We start from the raw sequence: 22,057 nt of genomic DNA on the forward strand, positions 1-22,057 counted from the left end.
CCCGGTCTCGATGACAACACAGTTCGGTACCGCTTGGGCGGTTCTGCCGCCCGAAAGGATGCGTTGACATCGAGAACAGGAGTGACACGCTGAGACGCCAATCACACCGGTCATCCGCACGGGACTGACCTGCGGACAGGACGAACCGGAAGGAGGAAATCATGGCAGCGAACGGTAGCTACCACGGAAAGTGCTTCTGCGGCGCAGTCGAAATCGAAGTGAGCGGCGACCCGGCCGCCATGGGCTATTGCCACTGCTCCTCCTGCCGCAGCTGGTCTGCGGGGCCGGTCAATGCCTTCACGCTATGGCCGCCGGAGAAAGTGAAGATCGTCAAGGGCGCCGACAACCTCATCGGCTATCAAAAGACCGCAACCAGCGTGCGCAAATGGTGCAAGGCCTGTGGCGGGCATGTTCTCAACGAGCATCCGCTCTGGGGCGTGACCGACGTTTATGCGGCGATGCTGCCGCAGCTTCCCTTCAAAGCCATGCTGCATGTCAACTACCAGGAGACGGTGCTGCCGATGAAGGACGGCCTGCCCAAGTATCGCGACTTCCCGCCGGCCTTTGGCGGAACGGGAGAAATGATCGCCGAGTAAATCAGCCCGGAGCCGTGCTTGCCAGATAGCGTTGCAGGGCGGTGCGCGTATTGACGAACAGACGGTCAGGGCCGAGCTGGTCGGCAAAGCCGGAGGCACGCACATAGGCCAGCACGTCCGGATTGAGCTCGGCCAGCCAGACGCTGACGCCGCGCTCGCGGATACGGCGTTCCCCCTCCATCATCATCTGTAGGGCGGAGTATTCGATGTCGAAGACACGGCTCATGTCGAGCACGAGAACCCGCGGCTTTTGTTGAGCGACGAGCGCCTGGGCCTGGTCTGCGACCTGCTGGGCATTGGCGAAGAACAGGCGCCCCTCCGGTCTGAGGATCAGGAGGCCCTCGAAGGTTTCGTCGTTCGGATGCTCCGGCGACTGCGGCCGCAGCCGGTCGGTCCCGCGCTTGCGGCCGACCACATAGACCTTCGCCGACGCGGCCTGGCGCGCGAGCCCGATGAAGGACAGGATGATCGCGACGATGATGCCCTGGAGGGTGCCGAAGAAGAGCACGCCGAGGAAGGCGGCGAGCGCCCATTGGAACTCCATCCGCCGGACCTTGCGAACCGACCAGAAATCCGCGGGTTTGATGAGGCCGACGGAATAGACGATGACGATCGCTGCAAGGACCGCCTGCGGCAACAGGCCAAGCAGCGGTGCCAGCACCAGCATGGTGGCTGCGGCAGCCGCGGCCGTGACCAGCGACGCCACCTGCGAGTGCCCACCGACAGCGCGCACGACCGCCGTCTGCGACGTACCGCCGCCGGCGCTCATGGCGCCGAAGAGCCCGCCGGCAAGATTGGCGGCCCCGGTCGCCAGCAATTCGCGATTGGGCCTGATCGGCGGATCGGACGGAGCGGCGAAGGCGCGGCCGGCGGCAATCGTTTCCGTAAAGCTCATCAGCGCAATCCCGAGCGCGCCCGGAAGAAGCTCCTGCGCCAGACTGAGGCTTGGGAGCGTGATCGAGGGGAGCGAGCGCGGGATGAAGCCGACGGTTGCGACCCCGAGCGCCTCCAGACCGGCGAACCACGAAAGCGCGATGCCGGCGGCCACCGCAAGCAGCGGCGCCGGCGAATGCGGCCAGAGCCGCTCCAGCGCCAGAAGGGCGATGAGCGCCACGGCGCCGATCGCAAGGGTCAGCACGGATGTGTCGGAGAGGTGGCCGACGATTGCGAGGATATCGCGAAAGAAGCCTTCCTTGGCGATGTGGATGCCGAGCAGCTTCGGCACCTGATCAAGCACGATGACGAGGCCGATGCCGGCCTTGAAACCGATCAACACCGGCGACGATATGAAATTGGCGACAAAGCCGAAACGAAGCACCGACGCCAGCATCAAAAGCGCGCCGGTCAGGGCGGCAAGCGTCGCGGTGGCCGTGATCAGCTTGCCGGGGTCACCATCCGGCACCGCAAGCCCGAGTTGCGTGCCGGCAAGGATCGCAAGGGTGGTCGTCGACGAAACGCTGAGGACTTTGGACGTGCCGAGAAGCGCGTAGACGATCATCGGCACGAAGGCGGTGTAGAGGCCGACACTGACCGGAAGACCGGCGACCGTGGCGTAGGCCATGGCCTTCGGCAGAACCACGGCGGCGGCCGTCAGCCCCGCAACGACGTCCAGCCGCAGGCCCGCGGCGGGCGCGCGATCGACATTGACAAACGGGTGTTCGTTCGATGCCATCCGGACGGTTCTCCGGTAGAAATATCATGAAGTTATCATAAGCGATAACATCGGGTCCGAGCCCTTGCAAGCGGTGTTCATGCGCCGTCAGCCAACGCCTCGTTCGCGGCTGCCGGGTGCTGACGAGCCGCGAGAACTTGGCCAGCCTACCGCTGGCTGCCTGACCAAGTTGCCGCTATGCTGGCCGGCATGCATGGCTCTCATATCCGGCGAAAGGGGAGGTTTGCGTGGGGGTGAAAAACACTAGGGCCTATTCGAAGCGCATGCGGCGCCGCTTCTTCTACAAGCTCTACGAACAGCTCAACCTGTTGTGGCCGATCTTCTCGGCAATCCTCCTTGTGATGGCCGGGTCCGGGTTCGTCATCGGGCGCATCGAGGACTGGCGGCTCGACGAGGCGCTTTACTTCACCTTCGTCACCGGGCTGACCATCGGCTACGGCGACCTGACCCCCAAGCACCTGAGCGCCCGGCTGCTGGCCCTCGTCATCGGCCTCTGCGGCATCGTGCTTACCGGCCTCGTTGCGGCCGTCAGCGTACAGGCGCTGAACGCGACCAGCAGGGACGACCCGGACGAGCGCTGACGACAGAGAAGCGGACGGCCCTTTGTCGCCCGCCCCCCCCATCATCGAACGATAACTCAGCTCGCCACGAACCGGCCTTCGGAAACGATCTCTGTCAGGGCCTTGCGCGGGCTCGGCTGTTCGCGCTGCTGCAAGCCTTCGGGAAGCTGCGTCTTGTCGCCGAGCCGGCCGATCGCGACGGCCGCCTCGATGCGAAAGTTTTCCGGGACCTCAAGTTCGGCGCGGGCGCGGTCATAGTCGAGGCCGGCCATGCCATGGGCCTGCCAGCCGGAATGCGCCGCCTGCAGGGCGAGTGCGCCCCAGGCGGCACCGGCGTCGAAGGAATGGGTGTAGGAGGGTACTTCTTCGGTCGCGCCCGGCGGCAGAAGCGAAGTCTTCGACAGCACGAAAATGAGGGCCGAGGCATCTTTCGCCCAGCTGCGGTTGAACTCGTTCAAGAGCCCAAGCAGCTTGTCCCAGCCCGCCTGGCCGCGTCGTGCATAGACGAAATGCCAGGGCTGAGCGTTGTAGGCCGACGGAGCCCAGCGCGCCGCCTCGAGGATCTCGAACAACTCGGCTTGCGAGATCTCTGCGCCTGTATAGGCGCGAGGCGACCAGCGTTCGAGGAAGAGCGGGTTGATCGCGTGATCGGCGATCCGTGAATTCACATGCAATGTCATGGGGAACTTCCATTCATCGACGGCACCGTGCCGTCATTTGGCAACAGACAGATTGGTCAAAGGCGGTTGATGCTCTCGTACCGATCGCAGCGGCTTCGCAACGTCGATATCTCGTCGGAGAGTTCGGCGATACGGTCCTTGAGCTCGTTCGTCGTGCCATCCTCAATTTCGTCGAAACCGAAGCAGTCACGCGCTTCGTGAAGTTCCAGCCTGCCCTGCAGGACCTCGCGGATTGCGCTCAAGCGCTCATATTGCCGTAACATGCTCATATCAGACCTCATCTCGCAGCAGCCGCCGCGACTGGGCGACCGCATGGCAGTTCTTGACCGCCGGCCCGGCGTCGAGCCGAGTCCTGTCGAGATTATCCACTTAAATAGTAGATTAAAGGAATTCTGACCCAAAGAGTAAGCGTGAGGCGAAAAACCGCTCCACATTGGTCCCGGCCATGGCATGGCACGGAGGTGATCCCGGGCGATGGGAGGCCCGCCCGGGAAAACAGGTCATTCGGACCGGAAGCCCTTCCGCGTGGGCCGGTTTCCATCGAGGAAACCCATATCGCGCTGCAAGTGATCCGAAACATCCCTGATGTCGACGACATCGGCGCCCCGGCGCTTGCGAGCAAACAGAAACGCCAGCCACGAACGCGCGGAAAAGTCATGTGCCGACGAAAAACTGCGGACTTGAATGGTGGTCATAGCTGTCATCCTCTTCATCAATCCGCCTGATGGGCGGACCTTGAAAATGGCGATGAACAGCATCACCTTCCAATCGAATATCGCGCATCATGCATAAGGCCAATTAATGCATAAGACACTTCCGCTCCCGCCCCTGACGGCGATACGCGTTTTCGAGGCCGTGGCCCGGCACGGAAGTTTCACCAAGGCGGCCGGAGAACTCGGCATGACCCAGGCCGCGGTCAGCTATCAGATCAAGGTGCTCGAGGACCGGGTTGGCGCTCCCTTGTTTTTGCGCCGGCCGCGCCAGATCGCGCTGACCGAGATTGGCCAGCGGCTGGCGCCTGCGATCACGCAGGCCTTCGAGCAGATCAGCGAAGCCTATGTCACGGCACGCGGCGGCGCCCAGGGAACGCTCGTCATCAGCACGATCGCCACCTTTGCCTCCAACTGGCTGGCGCGGCGTCTCGGATCGTTCCAGATCGCCCACCCGTCACTGGCCGTCCGTCTCCAGACGGAACCCCATCTGGTCGACTTTACCCGCGAAGAGGTCGATATCGGCATTCGCTCCGGCTTGGGCGACTGGCCGGGCCTCGTCGCGCACCGGCTGATCGAAGCCGACTTCACCCCGATGCTCAGCCCGTCGCTCGCAGCGAGCATTGGCGGGGTGAAGGAACCGGCCGACCTGTTGCGCCTGCCGCTACTCGACACCTCCGACCCCTGGTGGGCGAAGTGGTTCGAGACGGCGAATGTGTCGGTGGAAGGACTTGCAAGCCGGCCGGGCAACAGCATGGGCGCGCAGGTTTATGAGGGCAATGCGGCAGCCGCCGGCCAGGGCGTTGCCATTCTGACACCCGCCTTCTTCGCACAAGAACTGGCGGACGGCCGCCTGGTCCAACCCTTCGATCTCCTGTGCACCGACAACCAGGCCTACTGGCTGGTCTATCCGGAGACGCGGCGAAACTCGCCGAAGGTCGGCGCCTTCCGACAGTGGATCCTTGGCGAGCTGGCCGCGGCGACGCGATGAGGCGAAGCGTCGCGCGGCGTTTTGGGACGTTTCAACGTGAGCCGATGATCCTCGATAAGGGACGCACGCGTTCGCTTTGGCGCCGGTTGCGAGACGATCGACATGAGCTACTTCCTCTTTGCCTTTGCCGTTTTCCTGATCCTCCATCTCGTCCCGGCCTGGCCGGCCCTGCGGCAGGGCCTGATCGACAGGCTCGGGCGCGCCGCCTATTTCGCCATCTACTCGCTCCTGTCGTTGGTCGCACTCGGTTTCGTCTTTGACGCGGCGCTGCAGCTTGACTTCATTGCGCTCTGGCAACCGGCCGCCTGGCAGGCCTGGGTAACGTTGCTGTTTGCCCCGCTCGGGATCTTCCTTGTGCTCGCCGGCCTCTTCAGCCGGAATGCTCGTTCCATCTCGCTGCACAAGGCGGACGACCGTCCAGGCGCCATCGTCGCGATTACCCGCCACCCGGTGCTTTGGGGTTTCCTCATCTGGGCCACTGGTCACATCGTGGCGAACGGCGACGTGCGCTCGGCGGTCCTCTTTGGCGGTTTCGCACTGTTTTCGATCGGCGGGTTTTTGATGCTGGAGAAGCGCGCGCGACGACGCCTCGGCGACAACTGGTCAGAGGCTTTGAAGGGGACCTCCGTGTGGCCCTTGGCTGCGATCGCCAAGGGCGAAGCCGCCCTGCGCATCGACCCGGCGATGATCGTCGCGGCGCTTGCGACGGCGGCCATCACCGCGCTCCTTCTTTTCGGCGGGCATCAGTCCCTCTTCGGCGTCGACCCGCTCGTTCAGGCGACCGCCTTTTAACGGGTCGGCGCCGAGCCACCGGTCGCCGGATCGACATACCGTCGCGCGTGATTCTGACAAAAATCGAGATAGGCGCGCACGATGCTCGAGGGGTGGCGATGGTGCGGATAGAGCAGGCTGAGCTGCTGTTCGGTCATGGGACAATCGACGAGCACGGGCCTGAGCCGTCCACCGCAGATCGGTTCGGCCGCCAGAAACGGCGGCACCCGCTACATCTTTGCAACCACCAACCCGCCTCTGCGGCAGCAACAGTGGCGGGACCGGCCAAGCTCGCCAGCAACCGCTGTCGCGCCGACCAAGGCGCGGTAGCGGTATTCCTTGCTGGCGCAAGCACGATTGAACCGACATCACAATGCGCTGTCGGCATGCGCTCTCAGACAGTCTCACCCCATTGGCCGGCAGGCGGCACAACGCCCTTGGTGAACAGGAAGCAGCCATAGAGGCGCAGTTCGCCCGTGACAATGATGCAATAGGCGCGCTTCGCCTCCTCGTAGAACGCAAAACGCTCGATGGCATACATCTGCGGCGCCTCGCCTTCGGCGCGGGTGATCTCAGCCTGGACCTCACGCTGGACGTCCGGCAACTCGCCCGCCTTTCCGTTCGGGGCCATGCGTGCGGCCGAAGGCTGCAGCGGCGTGTCGAGCGGCATCACGGAGAGTATGGCTCTGGCGGCGCGCGCTGCCGAGACATTGGCAATGGAGAGCGGCAGGCCGAGCCGCGTGTGGCGGGCGATCGTCTCGGCCGGAAAATTTGCGTCCACGAGCGCGATGCGGTCGCCGTGCCCCATGGAGCGCAGCGCATGCAACACGTCGGCACTGAGCGCCGGATCGATGTTTTTGAGCATCAGAGTGTCCTTCCTGGGATTGCCTCTGCGTCTCTAGATCCAGGCGCAGATCCACGATGCCGGCAGGGTTGTCGCCCCTGCCGTGTCCGTTTGATCGTTTCTTGTCGAGGGAGTGGGCGGCAAAGCCGCCCGCTCTTGGCTCCCGGTGCTAAACGCCCGTCAGCCGCTCGCGATACTTGTCGATGATGACGGCGAGGATGATGACGACGCCGGTGATCATCTGGCGCATGAAGTCGCTGAGGCCGAAGAGGATGAGGCCATTGGCGAGCACCCCGGTGATGCAGGCACCGAGCAGCGTGCCGATGACAGTACCGCGGCCGCCATTGAGGCTGGTGCCGCCGATGATGACGGCAGCGATCGCGTTGAGTTCGAAGCCGATGCCGATGATCGGGCTCGCGATGTTGAGGCGCGCCATGTAGACCATTGCGGCGATGCCGACGAGCGCACCAGCAATGGTAAAGGCCGCCACCTTGTAGAACATCAGCGAGTGGCCAGCGAGGCGCACGGCCTCCTCATTGTTGCCGATGCCGTAGAGCAGCCGGCCGAACACCGTCTTCGACAGGATAAACCAGGCGATCGCCACCAGCACCAGCGCGATCAGGAAGACCACGGGAATGCCGAAGATCATCTCAGACCCGAAGGCGTTGAAGCTCGGCGGGAAGGAATAGATCGTGCGTGCATCCGTGACCTGAAGTGCGGCGCCGCGCGCAATGTTGAGCATGCCGAGCGTGACGATGAAGGAGGGCAGCCCCCAGAAGGCGCTGATCCAGCCATTGAGGAAGCCGCAGACGACGCCGGTGCCGACGGCCGCGAGCGTCGCCAGCACCACCGCCTGGAACACCGAGAGATCGGGGATCGTCAGCACCGTGCCGCCGACGACGGCGCAGAAGGCGAGCATGGAGCCGACCGAGAGATCGATGCCGCCGATCAGGATGACGAAGGTCATGCCGACGGCCAGGATCAGGTTGATGGTGATCTGCGTCAGGATGTTGGAGATGTTGTTGGCCGTCAGGAAGTGCTCGGTCGAGACCGAAAAGAAGACGATCAAAAGCAGCAGCGCCAGGCCGATACCGGTGTCGCGCAACAGCATCTTCGGCGACCAGCCCGATGGCCGGCTAGGTTTGGCCGTTTCGCTCGCTTGTGTGTTTTCGAGTGCTTGCATCTTACGGCCTCGCCTGTTGCTGCTCGCCCTGGTAGGCGTATTGGAGAATGCGTTCTTCGGAGAATTCCGGTCGCGACAGTTCGCCGACGACGCGGTGCTGCGACATGACGAGGATGCGATCCGAAAGCGTCATCAGCTCCGGCAGCTCGGAGGAGACGATCAGCAGCGCGAGACCGCGTTCGGCGAACTGGCGGATCAGCGCATAGATCTCGGCCTTGGCGCCGACGTCGACGCCGCGGGTCGGCTCGTCGAGCAAAAGTACCTTCGGATTGCGCGCCAGCCATTTGGCGAGCACCACCTTCTGCTGGTTGCCGCCCGAAAGTGTAGCGGCATTCTTGCCCGGGCCGCCGTATTTCAACTTGAGTTCGGCGCCGAGCCTCTCGGTCACCGCGATCTCGGCTTTCTTGTCGAGGATGCCGGCTCGAGACACGTCGGAAAGCGACGCGAGCGTGACGTTGGCAGAAATCGGCATGTTGAGGATCAGCCCCTCCTCCTTGCGGTCTTCGGTGACGAAACCGATGCCGGCATTGATCGCCGCGCGCGGCGATCGGAAGGAAACAGGGGTACCTTCGAGGTGCAGCGCGCCTGAAAGCGGCAGTTCGGCCGCCGCGATCGCCCGCAGAAGCTCGGTGCGCCCGGAGCCCACGAGGCCGGCGATCCCGAGGATTTCGCCCTTGTGCAATTGCAACGATATGCCTTCGGCATGGGGCGATTGCGGATGGCGGAAGTTGACAAGCGAAAGCGCTTCCTCGGGCCGCGCGAGCGAGACCACTTCGCTTGCCATCTGCTGCTGCAACTTCCGACCGACCATCGCGCGCACCAGGTCGTCCTGGCTGGTCTCGGCGATCGGGCGCGAATACACGGTCTCGCCGTTGCGCAGCACCGTCACCCGGTCGCAGATGCGGAAGACCTCGTCGAGGTGGTGGGAAACGAAGATGATCGAGACGCCGCGGCTGCGAAGGTCGTTTACAATCGCAAACAGCCGCTCGGTTTCTCGCGACGTCAGCGTTGCCGTCGGCTCATCGAGGATGAGGATGCGGCTCTCCGTCATCAATGCGCGGGCGACCTCGACCAGCTGGCGGTGGGCGATGCCCAGCCGCTCGACCGGCCAGCGCACGTCGATGTCGCTGAGCCCGATGGCGTCGAGTGCTGCGCGTGCGCCCGCATGCATCTCCTGCCGCTTGACGACGCCGAACGCGTTGCGCGGCAGATGCTCGATAAAGATGTTTTCGGCTACCGACAGATAGGGCAGCAGGTTGAACTCCTGGTGCACCACCTGCAGGCCGTTGGCCTTGGCATCGCGCGGTGTTGACGGCGCGTAGGCGCGGCCGGCCAGGTTGATGACGCCCTCGTCCGGGCGAACGATGCCGCAGAGAACCTTGATCAGGGTCGACTTGCCAGCCCCGTTCTCGCCGATCAGCCCGTGCACTTCGCCCGGTTGAACGGAAAGGCTGACGCCGTTCAGCGCCCTGGTGCCTCCGAAGGATTTCTTGACATCGTGCAGCTCCAGAACCGGCGGCGTCGAGACACCGGCCGTCTGCGCACCCACGGTTTGCGCATTCTTCATGATCAGGCCCTTTGAAATCGCGCAGATCGGACTGAGCCTGTCCTCCGGCTCCTCCAATTGCATTCCTTGTCAAGCCGCACCGGGGCGAACCCGGTGCGGTACAGGCGATCCAGAGCCTACTTCACATCGTCCTTGGTCACGAGCTTGATGTCGGTCTTGACCCAGCCTTCAAGCTTGGGGCCGCCGGCAACCACGGCAAGCGCCTTGTCGATGGCGTTGGCCGCCATCTCCGAGCCGAACTGATCGACGGTCGCCAGAAGCTTGCCGTCCTTCAGCATCGGCGCAACCGCGGGCACGTTGTCGAAGCCGACAACCTTGATATCGCTGCGGCCGGCCGCGTCGAGCGCCTTGACCACGCCGATCGCCATGGAGTCATTGGCGGCGAGCACGCCTTGAATGTCGGGATGCGCCGTCAACATCGTCGAGAACACGGCGTTGGCCTCCTCGGTCTCCCAATGGGCCGTGCGGGAATCGATGAGGTCAAGCTTGCCCGCGGCAATCGCGTCCTCGAAGCCGAGCTTGCGCTGGGCGGCGTTGTCGGCGCCCGGATTGCCTTCAAGGATCACGACCTTGCCGCCGGCGCCGAGGTCCTTGGCGAGCGCATCGCCGACCAGCTTGGCGCCGCCGCGGTTGTCCGGTCCGACGAAGGCGAGATCGATACCCGCATCCTTCTTCGCCTGCTCGTCGAGCGAGACGTCAAAGTTGACGACAACGATGCCGGCGTCCATCGCCTTCTTCAGCGGTGCGACCATGGCGCGACTGTCGGCCGGCGCAATCACGATCGCGTCGACCCCTTGCGTGATGAAGTTCTCGACACCGTTCAGCTGGCTTTCGAAATCGGTCTCGTTCTGCATACCGATGGCCTTGAGCTCGTAGTCGCCGCGCTTCTTGGCATGCGCCTCGGCACCTTCGAGCATGTTCTTGAAGAAGTCGTTGGCCAGTGACTTCATGACGAGGCCTACAACGGGCTTGTCGGCGGCGAGCGCGATCGTCGGCAGGGCGGTTGCGACGGTGAGCGCGAGAATCGATGCGAATCGTGAAAGTTTCATGGGTTTTCCTCCGAGTGAAAAGATGGTCCTCCAACCATCAATGAAACGTTTCATCGCGAGTTCACGCGACAGCCGCTTCAAGCGTTAGAAGAACGAAACATAACATCATTGTCAACATGAAACGTTTCATCGTCCGGAAAATTGTGCTGGCAGGCGCTACCGGTTCGCGGCATTCTCTGATTTAACTGGCTGGGCGGCACTTAACTGATGATCGCGCGACCAAGACTGTAAGACCTTGATCGGGCGTGCGAATTTGAGCATCACCTGATCAAGGGAGACCGGGAGCCAACCATTTGAACCCGACGATCAAGGATGTTGCCCAGCGCGCCGGCGTCTCCGTCGGCACGGTTTCGCGCGTGCTTGCCAAAAACAAGACGGTCAACGAAGACATCAGGACCAAGGTGGAAGCGACGATCGAGGCGATCGGTTATCGGCCCAACATCCTGGGACGCAGCCTTCGCCTGGCCAAGACCGACATCATCGGCCTTGTCGTTCCTGATATCACCAACCCCTTTTTTGCCGAACTCGCCAAGCACGTGGAGATGCTGGCCTCTGCCGAGGGCTATTCGGTTCTGCTGGCCAACACCCACGACGACCCGGAGGCGGAAAAACAGCAGATCGAGACCCTCCTTGGACGACTTCCCGCCGGCCTGATTCTCGTTCCGGTCAGCAACAGCCTCGTCGACAATCTTGTGATCGGCACCCGCACGGTTACCGTCGACCGCCCCTTGAGCGGCCACGCCCTTGTCGCCGTCGACAACCGGCAGGGCGGCTATCTGGCCGCCGACCACCTGCTCTCGCTCGGACATCGCCGGATCGGCTACATCAGCGGACCAGGCACGACCGAGGTGTCATCGGAACGTCGCGACGGGTTTCTTCGTCGGCTCGATGCCTTCAGGGAAACCCACGGCGGCGAATACATCGCACCGCAGATCGTCGAGGGCCACTTCGATTACCGGTCGGGCGAAGAGCTTGGCAAGCAGCTCCTGATGCAACCCGCCGCCACCCGACCGACGGCGATTGCCACCTCCAGCGACCAGCAGGCGATCGGCCTTTTGCGCGCCGCAGGCGACATGGGCGTGCGGGTGCCGAACGACCTGTCGATCGTCGGCTTCGACGACATTCCGCTTGCCTCGCTGGTGCAGCCACGCCTGACGACCATTCGCCAGCCGATCGACGAGATGGCCCGCCTGGCGCTCGAAGGCGTGCTTGGCAGCCACGCACTCGAAGAAGAATACAAGCTGCAGCCGGTGCTAATGCGGCGCGGATCCTGCACTTCACCATCGGCGCCCTGACTTCAAGCGCGCCGATGGGGAGCGAGCCGGAAAGACACGTTAAAACCCGAGCACAACAGCCCCGCCTGTGAGGCCGGCTCCTGCCGCCGTCAACAGCAGTTTCTCGCCGGCAGCGATCGGCTTTTCCCGATGCGCGAGCGACAGCGACAACGGGATCGTTGCCGCGGACGAATTGCCATAGTCAGCAATCGTGCGCACCGTTCGTGCCGGCTCGATGTCGAGACGATCGGACACCGCGTCGAAAATCCGGGCATTGGCCTGGTGCGGCACGAAACGACTGATGTCCGAGGCCGTGCAGCCGGCCGCGTCCATTGCGCCGACGGCGCCTGCGACCATCATCTCCACCGCCTGCGCGAACATCTCGCGCCCGTCCCGCATGGTCATCAGAGAATCCGCAGCCGGCATGCCCGGCGAAAACGGCTTGCTGCTTCCGCCTGCCGCAATCGAGATCAGATCGTAGCGGCTGCCGTCGGCCTGGAGATCGACGCCGAGGACGCCCGTTTCAGGATCGTCGGAAGGCGCAATGACGACGGCGCCGGCGGCATCGGCAAAAAGCACGGCGCTTGCCCGCTCCGCCGGATTGATGCGCCGGCTCAAGATATTGGCGGCGACCACAAGCACCGGCCTGCCCTGCACGCGGACGAAACCATCGGCAAGCGCCAGCGCGTAGAGAAACCCCGAACAGGCGCCGGCAAGATCGACCGCACCCGAACGGGGAAGCCCCAGGCGATGGGCCAGAAGGGGTGCGGACGGTGGCAGCAGATGATCGGGCGTCGAGGTTGCAAGCAGCGTCAAGGCGACATCGCTGCGCGGTACACCGGCATCATCGAGCGCTGCGGCCGCGGCACGCGCCGCAAGTCCGCTCAACGTCTCGCCATCCTCGACCCACCGACGCTCGCGAATGCCGGTGCGCCGCTCGATCCAGCCGGGCTCCAGGCCGAGCGTCGTCTCGATCTCTGCATTGGCGACGCGACGAGCGGGCACCGCATGGCCGAAGCCCACCAGGCGTGACGATCGCGCTCCCCTCACAACTGCCCCGCCGCAAACAGAGATGCCGCCTCGTCGATGGCGTCGTAGGCCCGCTCCAGGTCCGCTTCCGAGGCGCAATAGGGGGGCATCAGGTAGATGACATTGCCCAGTGGACGGATCAGCAATTGGCGCTTTCGAAAAAAAGCGCGAAGCCTTGGACCGACCTCTGAGAGGTAGCCGCCTGCTGGAACCCTGAGATCGAGCGCGGTGACCGTCCCGGCATGACGGACGCCGCTGAACCGGGGATCTCCGCAAAAACGCGCCAGATGCCGCGCTTGCCTTCCGACAAGCGTTTCGATGCGTTCCTGCACCGGCTCCTCGTTCCAGACGGCGAGATTGGCGAGCGCCGCGGCGCAGGCGATCGGATTGGCCGTATAGGAGCTGGAATGAAAGAACGTCTTGCGCCGATCCGCCGACAGATGCGCTTCGAAGATCGCGGGCGTGCAGAGTGTCGCAGCCAGTGGCAGGGCGCCGCCGGTCAGGCCCTTCGATGTGCAGAGAATGTCCGGTGAAATGCCTGCCTGTTCGCAGGCAAACAGGCTTCCCGTGCGCCCCCAGCCGGTCATGACCTCGTCGGCGATCAACAGCGTTTCGTGCCGTTCGGCAATCCGTTTCAATGCCGCAAGAACCGAAGCCGGATAGGTCTTCATGCCGCCGGCACCGAGCAAGAGCGGCTCGATCAGCAACGCCGCAACCTCGCCGGTGTCGCAGGCGGCCTCGAAAGCGTCGAGCGTTACCTGCTCGCGACCGGGCTCCGGGAACGGCAGGCGATCGACCGAAAAGAGCAGCGGCGCGTAGGCGGCGTTGAAGACGCCTCTTTCGCCCGTCGACATCGTGCCGATCGTGTCGCCGTGATAGCCGTGCTCCATGACGCAGATGCGGCGGCGCGGGCGGTTGGCGTTGTGGAAGAAACCGAGCGCCATCTTCAGCGCGACTTCGACCGCAGTCGAGCCGCTGTCGGAGTAAAAGACGTGGGCCAGTCCGGCAGGCGCAATCTCGAGCAGCCCCTTGGCAAGCTCTTCCGCAGGCGCGTGGGTGTATTCGGCGAAAATGACCTGGTCGTAGCTCTCCGTGGCCGAGCGGATCGCCTCCATGATCACAGGATGGCGGTGGCCATGGGTGATCACCCACCAGGACGAAATCGCATCGAGGATGCGCTCCCCGTCCTCCTCGATGAGATGGGCACCCTCGGTGCTGGCGATGCGGCGCATTGCGGGCTCCAACGCGTGCTGGGTGAAGGGATACCAGACGGCCGAGTTGTTCATGCCGGGACCTCCTGAAATTCGGCAATGTCGAAGTTTTCGCGGAAAGCCTGCCGCAAACGATCCGGCGTCAGCGGTCCGATCCGCGGCAGCCGCCCAAGCCGGCGAACCCTTCCCAACTGGGGAATGATCGTCTCGGTGTCCGCCTGTTCGTCGCCGATGAAGACGACGCCGAGGATGGGGATGGCGCGCGAACGCAGCGCCTCGAGCGACAGCAGCGTGTGATTGATCGTCCCAAGTCCGCTTCGGGCGCAAAGGACCACCGGCAATTGCCAGCGGGCGAAGACGTCAGCAAAGACCGTACGCTCGGTGAGCGGCACAAGAAGACCGCCGGCCCCCTCGATCACGAGCGGATGGTCGACAGAGGGTGGTGATAGATCGTCAGGCCGGATTGCGACGCCATCGCGCCGCGCCGACAGATGCGGTGAGACGGGCGTGTTCAACCGGTAAGCTTCCGGCAAGATGCGCGCGGGCGGGATTCGGCCGAGGCGCGCTACCGTCTCGGTGTCGGTTTCCTCGTCGAGCCCCGATTGCACCGGCTTCCAGTAACAGGCGCCAAGGGCATCGGTGAGGGCTGCCGAGAAGATCGTCTTGCCGATGCCGGTGTCGGTGCCGGTGACCACAAAACGCCGTCTCATGATCGTTCCTCCATCATCGCGTTTTTCAGCCGTCGCAGCATGTCTGCGATCTGCACCTCATCGACGTTGAGCGTGATCGCGACCCTCAGGCGCGCGGTGCCTTCAGGAACGGTCGGAGGCCGGATCGCCCGCAGATCAAAACCCTCCGCCCGCAGGCGCGCAGCGATCCTGACGGCCCTTCCATTGTCTCCGATCAGGATCGGAAGGATCTGCGAGCCGCTGCCTTCAACACCGAGCATTTCGGCAAGCATCCGGTTGGCATAGGTGCAAAGACGGTCGAACCTGGCCCGCCGCTGGGGTTCGTCGGCGACCATCACCAGGGCCTCCCGAACGGCGGCTGCGATGAGTGGCGATGGCGCTGTCGAATAGATGAAACTGCGGGCGCGGTTGACGAGGTAATCGCACAGAACCGTGCTGGCGCTCACAAAGGCGCCGGAGGCGCCGAGCGCCTTGCCGCAGGTGTGGAGCACCACGACATTGTCGCGGCCCTCGAGCTCCACCGCCAGTCCGCGGCCCTCGGGCCCGGCCACACCCGTCGCATGCGCCTCGTCGACCACCAGAAACCCCTCGTGCCGGTCGGCAAGCGCTGCAAGCTCTCGAAGCGGCGCCCGGTCGCCGTCCATCGAATAGAGGCTTTCAACGGCAATCCACGGGCGCCCGGTTCCGCCGGCATCGCGCCACGTCTTGATCGCGTCCGCAAAGGCGTCCACGTCGTTGTGCCTTGCGGCGCGCGCGCTGGCCCTGCCTGCCGCCATGCCCTCATGCGCACTCGCGTGGATCAGTGCGTCACGGACGATCAGATCCTCGCGCTGCGGCAAGGTCGAAAACAGCGCGGCATTGGCGGCGTAACCGCTGCCGAAGAAGAGCGCCCGCTCCGCGCCGAAGAACGCCGCCGCCTCCGCCTCCAGCGCCTCGTGCTCCGGATGGTTGCCGCGCAGCAGCCGCGAGCCGCCGGAGCCGACCGGCACGCCGCGCTCGATTGCCGCTGTGATCGCCGTTTTCAGGCGCGGCGAGCCGGCAAGCGCCAGATAGTCGTTGGAGGTGAAATCGATACCGCCGGCCGAGACGAGGGCACGGCTGCGCCCTTTCCGCTCAAGGCCGCGAAGCGTCTTCTCGTAGCACTCGAGAAGGCCCGCCATCACTCCGCCGCATCCCGCGCCGCGTCGTGTCCGTCAGCAACAGCCATCGGCCTCAGGCCAAGACGACGAAAGAGCGCGGCGTCGTGATCCTCGCCGGGATTGTCGGCGGTTAGAAGCGTTTCGCCGACGAAGATCGAATTGGCGCCGGCAAAGAAACAGAGCGCCTGCATCTCGTCGCTCATGTCAGTGCGACCGGCCGAAAGACGGACATGAGACCGGGGCATCATGATGCGCGCAAGCGCGATGGTGCGCACGAAATCGATCGGATCGACCGGCGCCGCATCGGCGAGCTTGGAACCAGGGATCGGGATCAGCATGTTGATCGGAACGCTTTCGGGCGGCGTCGGCAGATTGGCGAGCGTCACCAGCATCGAGATCCGATCGTCGTCGCTCTCCCCCATGCCGAGGATACCGCCGGCACAGACCTTGATGCCGGCATCGCGGACGTTCGCCAAGGTCTCCAGCCGATCGGCAAAGCTGCGGGTGGTGATGATCTCGCCGTAAAAGCGCTCCGACGTATCGACATTGTGGTTGTAGTAATCGAGCCCGGCGTCGGCCAGTCGCGCGGATTGCCCGGGCGACAGCATGCCGAGCGTCATACAGGTTTCCATGCCCAGCGCCCGCACGCCCTTAACCATGGCGACGATCGCCTCCATGTCGCGTTCCTTGGGGCTGCGCCAGGCAGCACCCATGCAGTAGCGTGTCGCACCGCCTTCCTTGGCTTTCCGCGCTTCAGCCAGAACCCGTTCGACCTCCATCAGTTTCGAAGCCTTCAGCCCGGTCGGATAGTGCGCCGACTGGCTGCAATAACCGCAATCTTCGGCGCAGCCGCCGGTCTTGATCGAGAGCAGACGGCTCATCTGTATGGCGTTGGGGTCGAAGTGATCGCGATGGACGGACTGGGCCCTGAACAGGAGGTCGTTGAACGGCAGATTATAGATTTTTTTCGCATCCGCCTGATTCCAGCGGACTTTGGTGGGGTCAACGTCAGTCGTCTCAGCGTCCGTCGATCGTGTTGCGTCCAACATTTCGGCACATCCTCTGGTCCATCGCGATGGCGATATAGATAGAATCCAATATTATCTATAATTTCTCGCAAGACGCGAAGAGACAAGCACTCAAAAGGTGTCGACGGCGACAAATACACATCTCAGATTGTATATTTATCCATAGAGCTCCGCGCATCACACAAACAAGGGACAGTGCTTGGCTGGAAGAACGAAGCGAAACCAGCCCCCGTCCCCAATTGCTACGGCCCACAAACATGGCCAAAAATGCGTCAAACACGCCCGTTTATCGGATATTTCCGGGGTCAAAGACACTGTTCCGGCAAAAGACCGACGGGACCATCGCCGCGACCTGATCGCCCCGATGGTTTTATAGATAATTTTTCCCCGACGTTTCTGCGTGTACGCAAGGGCGAAGAATACGGGCCTTGACAAGAGCCGATCCGGACGCTCAGTTTGAAGCATTCACCAGGGGTGTCCCGACAAGGGGCTGAGATTCTGCTAGGCGTTCGCGCGGCGCAGTGACCCGTTGAACCTGATCCAGTTCATACTGGCGTAGGGACGGTGCAGACATCGCTGCCGCTATCATCGCATCTCGTGCGAGCCCGGATCGGCAAGGCGTTCTTCCCTCCCTTCCAGCGTGAGCTGGGTCTCCAACCTTGGAGCCTCGGCATGCCTATCGCGACCCCGCCACCCCCAGGCCGACACCCCGTGCGCCACATGCGGACGCGTTGACGATGCACGTTCTCGTCAAAGGCGCCGGCGTCGCAGGACTGACACTGGCGCATGAGTTGGGCACCCGCGGCATCGACGTGACAATTGCCGAGCGAGGCACGGATTTCAGGGGCACTGCCTCCTGGTTTGCGGGCGGCATGCTCGCGCCCTGGTGCGAGCGCGAGAGCGCGGAAGAGACGGTGCTGACACGCGGCATCGGCGCCATAGACTGGTGGGACCGTGCGCTTCCGGGCGCAGTCTCGCGCAACGGCACGCTGGTCATCGCCCCGGCGAGAGACGTGGGCGAACTCAAGCGCTTTGCAGCCCGCACCACAGGCTACGAATGGCTCGACACCGAGGAGATCGCGCGGCTGGAGCCGGCGCTCGCCGGACGCTTCCAGCAGGCGCTGTTCTTTCCGGGTGAAGCCCATCTCGACCCGCGTCGGGCTCTTGCATCGCTGCGCCAAAAGCTCGTCAAACGTGGCGTCGGCTTCGTTGACGCGGCTGGTGTGGACGATGACGCTTTTGACCTGATCGCCGACTGTACCGGCGCGTCCAGCATTGGCAGTGTCAGCGGCCTGCGGGGCGTCAGGGGCGAAATGCTATACCTTCAGACCGACGACGTGGCGCTGTCGCGACCGGTGCGGTTCATCCACCCGCGCATTCCGCTCTACATCGTGCCGCGCGGTAACGGTCTTTTCATGTGCGGCGCCACCATGATCGAGACGGACGATGGCGGCCCGATCACGGCCCGCTCGCTGATGGAACTCTTGAACGCCGCCTATGCCCTGCATCCCTCGTTCGGCGAGGCGCGCCTCGTCGAGACCGGCACCGGTATCCGCCCCGCCTTTGTCGACAACCTGCCGCGCGCCGTGCGCGCCGGAAACACGATCACGGTCAACGGGCTCTATCGCCACGGCTTCCTGCTTTCGCCAGCGTTGGCGCAGGAGGCCGTCAACCTTGTGCAAGGCTCGGACCTGAAGGGAGATGCCGCATGCAACTGACCGTCAACGGCGAGGATCATGATCTCGTCGTCACCACCCTCGCCGATCTCCTGGCCAAGCTCGACTTCGAAGGGGACTGGCTCGCCACCGCCGTCAACGGCGAGTTGGTGCACCGCGCAGACCGGACGGCGCATATCCTCACCGATCGCGATCGGATCGAAATTCTCTCGCCGATGAAAGGAGGCTGAGACATGCTGACGCTTTATGGACAGGAGCTGCGCTCACGCCTGCTGCTGGGCACCGCCCGCTACCCCTCGCCCGCTGTGCTCGAAGACGCCGTTCGATCATCGGCGACGGAAATCGTCACCGTTTCGCTGCGGCGCGAAACCGCCGGCGGGCGCCAGGGCGGCGCCTTCTTCGAACTGATCCGCGCCCTCGGCGTGCACGTCCTGCCAAACACGGCCGGCTGTCATTCGGTGTCGGAGGCGGTCCTGACGGCCAAGATGGCGCGCGAAGTCTTCGCCACCAACTGGATCAAGCTCGAAGTCATCGGTCATCACGACACGTTGCAGCCCGATGTTTTCGGGCTCGTCGAAGCGGCCCGCATCCTGAGCGCGGAAGGTTTCGACGTCTTTCCCTACACGACCGACGATCTGGTCGTTGCCGAGCGGCTGGTTGAAGCGGGCTGCAAGGTGCTGATGCCCTGGTGCGCGCCAATCGGCAGCGCCATGGGCCCACAGAACCTCCCGGCGCTGCGAACGATGCGGGCGCAGTTCCCCGACATACCGCTGATCGTCGATGCCGGCATCGGGCGTCCCTCGCACGCGACGACGGTGATGGAACTCGGCTTCGACGCGGTTCTGCTGAATACCGCCGTCGCTGGAGCAATTAAGCCTGCCCTGATGGCCTCGGCCTTCGCCCGCGCCGTCGAGGCGGGCCGCGAGGCGTTCGAGGCCGGCATGCTCGAACCGCGCGATTTCGCCGTTCCCTCCACCCCCGTCATCGGAAAGGCGGTGTTCGCGTGAAACTCGACCCCTTCTACCTCATCGTCGACAGCGCAGAATGGATCGAGCGGCTGGTGCCGCTCGGCGTCAAGCTTGTCCAGCTTCGCATCAAGGACCGACCGGAAGCGGGGCTGCGCCGCGAAATCCGCACGGCAAAGGCGGTTTGCGAGCGGCACGGCTGCCAACTCATCGTCAACGACTATTGGCGCCTCGCGATCGACGAGGGCTGCGATTTCGTTCATCTCGGCCAGGAAGATCTCGCGGACGCAAGCCTCGACGCGATCCGCGCCGCCGGACTGAAACTCGGCCTCAGCACCCATGACGAGACCGAGCTGGAGACGGCCCTTGCCGCCAAGCCCGACTACGTTGCGCTCGGCCCCATCTACCCGACGATCCTGAAGCAGATGAAATGGGATGCGCAGGGGTTGCCCCGCCTTTCGGCCTGGCGCGAACGCGTCGCACCGCTGCCGCTGGTTGCGATCGGCGGGCTCAATATCGAGCGGATCGACGGCGTGTTCGAGCACGGCGCCGATAGCGCCGCCGTCGTGACCGACATCACGTTGAACGCTGATCCGGAAGGCCGGACGCGGCAGTGGATCGCGAAGACGGCGCGCTGGCGGTAACAGCCCTGGCGCGCGCCATCAGGCGATCGTCAGCCGAGACAGCCAGGTGGTATCCAGATTGCGCTTGCGGCAATAGGCCGTCAGCCGGTCGCGGGTCTTGCCCGGCCGGTCGAGACCGAGGAAACGGGAGGCGTTGCGCCAGAGGATATTCTGCTGCTGCTCCTCGCCGACCTTGGCGAGCCTCAATTCCTCGACGATCCTCGGGACATAGGCGTTGTAATCCTTCTCAAGCGCCATCATCGACCAGTCGGTACCGAACATCAGATGACGGGCCTCCTTGTCGTATGTTTGCAACCATTGATCCAGCAGGGCTCGGATTTTTTCATGAAGTTCGGCGTCGGGGTCGCTGACCAGTTCGCTCAGATAGCTCAGATCCGCAAAGAGGTTCGGACGGCGCTCGTGATCGATCGTCATCCCGATGATGTCTTCCCAGGTTGGCGGCCCGGAAAACTTGTCTTCGGCACAGGACACCATCACGCCGGTCGGCGCACCGGGACGTAGAACTTCATCGAAGGCGCCGAAATGCGCCAGATTGATCCGCAGGGCGTTGTACTGGTTGGTATCGAGCAGCTTCTTCCAGTAGGCCGGGCTTGCCAGATTGCCGAAACCGCAGCCCGCGCCGATGCTGTTTTCCGCATGCGCCATGATCGGCACCTCGTTGTCGCGGCACCAGACGTAAAGTCGCTTCAGCGCCGCATCGAAGGCCGGATCGGCATTGCCCCAAGCCTTGAAGCCCATCGGCGGGTAGATTTTCACGCCGATGAAGCCCTTCTCCATGATGGCGTATTTGACGTTTGCAAGCGACGAGCCCGGGCTCTGCACCTCCCGATGCGGATCGAAGCCGACAAAGCTGTGCATGTGAAAGCCGTGCTGCCTGATCACGATCTGCTGGATCTCGTCCATGACGTCGACCTGATCGCGTTGTGGCGACGCTCTGCCACCAATCGACTTCTCGAAGTCGAGGATGCTCGGCGTGATCAGCGAGAACTGGCATCTGGACGCAAAAATCCGGGCATAGGTTTCTGCCAGGTCTTCGCGATAGTCCTGCATCAACCGCACGAAGGAGAGGTAGGTGCCGATCTTTTCATCGGACTTGGCGGCAGCCGCCAGGGCATCGATGTCCTCTTCGGCCAGATCGACCGAACCCCGCTGAAGCGTCTGCGGTAAAACGGGCTTGCCTGTGAGGTGCCTGAGCAGTCCGTCATGGTCAGGCGCATCGCCTCCGCGACGCGCCGCCAAGGTGGAGCGCTGCTCGCGCGCACGCTCGACCAATTGCTTGATCGCCGTGCGCAGTTGCTCTTCCTTGCGCCGATCCAGCTCCTGGTCGGATGGCCGCCGCACCTGCTTCCGGAGAATCCTGATTTCATCCCTGGCTTTCGGCGCGACGTCGCCAAGCGCGGTGATGAGAAAGACCACCAGGGCATTTTCCAGGCCCTTGGCCTCGATCGGGTCCGAGGAGAGCCTGGCATCAAGCCTTTTCTCGCGCAACGCCACATAGCGGACAAGGCCTTCGACCGGCACATCGGCTGCGTTGAAGAAATGGCAATGGACATCGATGACCGGGTGGGGAAGCGTACAGGCGGCAGCCGGAGGCCAGTTGCCCCGACATCCTGAGAGCATGTTCGCCGCAACACCTGCCGAGACAAGCCGCAAGACATCGCGTCGTGTCACGGCGGCAACCGGACCAGCCCAGTCGACCCCCATCGTCCCCTCCTGTCGCGAGACCCCCTCGAACAATCGGGAAAACATTACTCCGCCCGACGGCCCTATGGAATAGGT

Annotated in this window: 24 protein-coding genes and 1 riboswitch; of the genes, 9 read left to right on the forward strand and 15 right to left on the reverse strand. The window is 63.8% G+C overall.

From position 1 onward, the window contains the following. Window positions 1-161 precede the first annotated feature (161 nt). Complete coding sequence (locus VGO04_RS14290; RefSeq protein ID WP_327496617.1) at window positions 162-596, forward strand: GFA family protein; 435 nt, start codon at window positions 162-164, stop codon at window positions 594-596. A gap of 1 nt (window position 597) precedes the next feature. Here VGO04_RS14290 and VGO04_RS14295 read toward each other — a convergent pair whose 3' ends face one another. Beyond that, window positions 598-2,268 (reverse strand): SulP family inorganic anion transporter, encoded by a 1,671-nt coding sequence (locus tag VGO04_RS14295; RefSeq protein ID WP_327496618.1) that lies wholly within the window; start codon window positions 2,266-2,268, stop codon window positions 598-600. Window positions 2,269-2,531: 263 nt separating this feature from the next. On the opposite strand from VGO04_RS14295, the gene VGO04_RS14300 reads away from it, so the two are divergent. Further along, window positions 2,532-2,849 carry a potassium channel family protein gene (locus tag VGO04_RS14300; RefSeq protein ID WP_327496650.1) on the forward strand — a complete coding sequence of 106 codons (318 nt, stop codon included), beginning with the start codon at window positions 2,532-2,534 and terminating at the stop codon, window positions 2,847-2,849. 56 nt (window positions 2,850-2,905) lie between these two features. Here the strand turns inward: VGO04_RS14300 and VGO04_RS14305 are convergent, their stop codons facing one another. From VGO04_RS14305 to VGO04_RS14315, 3 genes are all read right to left on the reverse strand, one after another. Beyond that, window positions 2,906-3,508 carry a nitroreductase family protein gene (locus VGO04_RS14305; protein WP_327496619.1) on the reverse strand — a complete coding sequence of 201 codons (603 nt, stop codon included), beginning with the start codon at window positions 3,506-3,508 and terminating at the stop codon, window positions 2,906-2,908. A 56-nt stretch (window positions 3,509-3,564) separates the two neighbouring features. Continuing rightward, window positions 3,565-3,777, reverse strand: coding sequence for a hypothetical protein (locus VGO04_RS14310; protein ID WP_414650541.1), 213 nt, complete (start codon window positions 3,775-3,777; stop codon window positions 3,565-3,567). A 231-nt stretch (window positions 3,778-4,008) separates the two neighbouring features. Beyond that, window positions 4,009-4,266: a hypothetical protein gene (locus VGO04_RS14315; RefSeq protein WP_327496620.1), complete on the reverse strand. Its 258-nt coding sequence runs from the start codon at window positions 4,264-4,266 to the stop codon at window positions 4,009-4,011. Between the two features lie 43 nt (window positions 4,267-4,309). Between VGO04_RS14315 and VGO04_RS14320 the strand changes: the two genes are divergently transcribed. Next, a complete protein-coding gene (locus VGO04_RS14320) occupies window positions 4,310-5,209 on the forward strand; it encodes a LysR substrate-binding domain-containing protein (RefSeq protein WP_327496621.1) in 900 nt (299 codons plus the stop codon). A 102-nt stretch (window positions 5,210-5,311) separates the two neighbouring features. After that, entirely contained in the window at window positions 5,312-6,001 is a 690-nt protein-coding gene (locus tag VGO04_RS14325) for an NnrU family protein (protein WP_327496622.1), read from the forward strand. Here VGO04_RS14325 and VGO04_RS14330 read toward each other — a convergent pair. The 5 genes from VGO04_RS14330 to VGO04_RS14350 form a co-directional block, all read right to left on the reverse strand. After that, window positions 5,998-6,207: a hypothetical protein gene (locus VGO04_RS14330; RefSeq protein ID WP_327496623.1), complete on the reverse strand. Its 210-nt coding sequence runs from the start codon at window positions 6,205-6,207 to the stop codon at window positions 5,998-6,000. The genes VGO04_RS14325 and VGO04_RS14330 overlap by 4 nt on opposite strands. A gap of 167 nt (window positions 6,208-6,374) precedes the next feature. Further along, window positions 6,375-6,845 carry an RbsD/FucU family protein gene (locus tag VGO04_RS14335; RefSeq protein ID WP_327496624.1) on the reverse strand — a complete coding sequence of 157 codons (471 nt, stop codon included), beginning with the start codon at window positions 6,843-6,845 and terminating at the stop codon, window positions 6,375-6,377. A 148-nt stretch (window positions 6,846-6,993) separates the two neighbouring features. Then, on the reverse strand, window positions 6,994-8,007 hold the full coding sequence (locus VGO04_RS14340) for an ABC transporter permease (protein ID WP_414650542.1): 1,014 nt from the start codon (window positions 8,005-8,007) through the stop codon (window positions 6,994-6,996). Window position 8,008: 1 nt separating this feature from the next. Then, on the reverse strand, window positions 8,009-9,574 hold the full coding sequence (locus tag VGO04_RS14345) for a sugar ABC transporter ATP-binding protein (RefSeq protein ID WP_327496626.1): 1,566 nt from the start codon (window positions 9,572-9,574) through the stop codon (window positions 8,009-8,011). Between the two features lie 116 nt (window positions 9,575-9,690). Beyond that, entirely contained in the window at window positions 9,691-10,623 is a 933-nt protein-coding gene (locus VGO04_RS14350) for a sugar ABC transporter substrate-binding protein (RefSeq protein WP_327496627.1), read from the reverse strand. 293 nt (window positions 10,624-10,916) lie between these two features. Here VGO04_RS14350 and VGO04_RS14355 point away from each other — a divergent pair, with 293 nt between their 5' ends. Continuing rightward, entirely contained in the window at window positions 10,917-11,918 is a 1,002-nt protein-coding gene (locus VGO04_RS14355; protein WP_327496628.1) for a LacI family DNA-binding transcriptional regulator, read from the forward strand. 39 nt (window positions 11,919-11,957) lie between these two features. Here the strand turns inward: VGO04_RS14355 and VGO04_RS14360 are convergent, their stop codons facing one another. Genes VGO04_RS14360 through bioB form a run of 5 tightly spaced genes read right to left on the reverse strand, consistent with a single transcriptional unit; the run spans window position 11,958 to window position 17,014 of the window. Then, entirely contained in the window at window positions 11,958-12,947 is a 990-nt protein-coding gene (locus VGO04_RS14360) for a beta-ketoacyl-ACP synthase III (RefSeq protein WP_327496629.1), read from the reverse strand. Continuing rightward, window positions 12,944-14,212, reverse strand: a complete 1,269-nt coding sequence (locus VGO04_RS14365; RefSeq protein ID WP_327496630.1) for an adenosylmethionine--8-amino-7-oxononanoate transaminase — start codon at window positions 14,210-14,212, stop codon at window positions 12,944-12,946. Before VGO04_RS14365 ends, VGO04_RS14360 begins: the two co-directional genes overlap by 4 nt. Next, window positions 14,209-14,847 carry a dethiobiotin synthase gene (gene bioD, locus VGO04_RS14370; RefSeq protein WP_327496631.1) on the reverse strand — a complete coding sequence of 213 codons (639 nt, stop codon included), beginning with the start codon at window positions 14,845-14,847 and terminating at the stop codon, window positions 14,209-14,211. The genes VGO04_RS14365 and bioD overlap by 4 nt, the downstream gene beginning before the upstream one ends. Next, window positions 14,844-15,986 carry an 8-amino-7-oxononanoate synthase gene (locus tag VGO04_RS14375; RefSeq protein ID WP_327496632.1) on the reverse strand — a complete coding sequence of 381 codons (1,143 nt, stop codon included), beginning with the start codon at window positions 15,984-15,986 and terminating at the stop codon, window positions 14,844-14,846. The genes bioD and VGO04_RS14375 overlap by 4 nt, the downstream gene beginning before the upstream one ends. Beyond that, complete coding sequence (gene bioB, locus VGO04_RS14380; RefSeq protein ID WP_327496633.1) at window positions 15,986-17,014, reverse strand: biotin synthase BioB; 1,029 nt, start codon at window positions 17,012-17,014, stop codon at window positions 15,986-15,988. The genes VGO04_RS14375 and bioB overlap by 1 nt, the downstream gene beginning before the upstream one ends. A gap of 439 nt (window positions 17,015-17,453) precedes the next feature. Then, window positions 17,454-17,573, forward strand: a riboswitch (TPP riboswitch). A gap of 157 nt (window positions 17,574-17,730) precedes the next feature. Between bioB and thiO the strand changes: the two genes are divergently transcribed. Genes thiO through VGO04_RS14400 form a run of 4 tightly spaced genes read left to right on the forward strand, consistent with a single transcriptional unit; the run spans window position 17,731 to window position 20,278 of the window. After that, window positions 17,731-18,711, forward strand: a complete 981-nt coding sequence (gene thiO / locus VGO04_RS14385; protein WP_327496634.1) for a glycine oxidase ThiO — start codon at window positions 17,731-17,733, stop codon at window positions 18,709-18,711. Continuing rightward, the gene (gene thiS, locus VGO04_RS14390; RefSeq protein ID WP_327496635.1) at window positions 18,702-18,899 is read left to right on the forward strand and encodes a sulfur carrier protein ThiS; all 198 of its coding nucleotides are present in this window, start codon (window positions 18,702-18,704) and stop codon (window positions 18,897-18,899) included. The genes thiO and thiS overlap by 10 nt, the downstream gene beginning before the upstream one ends. Before the next feature lie 3 nt (window positions 18,900-18,902). Then, on the forward strand, window positions 18,903-19,676 hold the full coding sequence (locus tag VGO04_RS14395) for a thiazole synthase (protein WP_327496636.1): 774 nt from the start codon (window positions 18,903-18,905) through the stop codon (window positions 19,674-19,676). After that, window positions 19,673-20,278: a thiamine phosphate synthase gene (locus VGO04_RS14400; RefSeq protein ID WP_327496637.1), complete on the forward strand. Its 606-nt coding sequence runs from the start codon at window positions 19,673-19,675 to the stop codon at window positions 20,276-20,278. Before VGO04_RS14395 ends, VGO04_RS14400 begins: the two co-directional genes overlap by 4 nt. 18 nt (window positions 20,279-20,296) lie before the next feature. Here VGO04_RS14400 and VGO04_RS14405 read toward each other — a convergent pair whose 3' ends face one another. Next, window positions 20,297-21,982 carry an amidohydrolase family protein gene (locus VGO04_RS14405; protein WP_327496638.1) on the reverse strand — a complete coding sequence of 562 codons (1,686 nt, stop codon included), beginning with the start codon at window positions 21,980-21,982 and terminating at the stop codon, window positions 20,297-20,299. Between the last annotated feature and the right edge of the window lie 75 nt (window positions 21,983-22,057).

Origin of the sequence: Ensifer sp. (assembly GCF_035999185.1) — a bacterium.
Taxonomy (GTDB): domain Bacteria; phylum Pseudomonadota; class Alphaproteobacteria; order Rhizobiales; family Rhizobiaceae; genus Ensifer.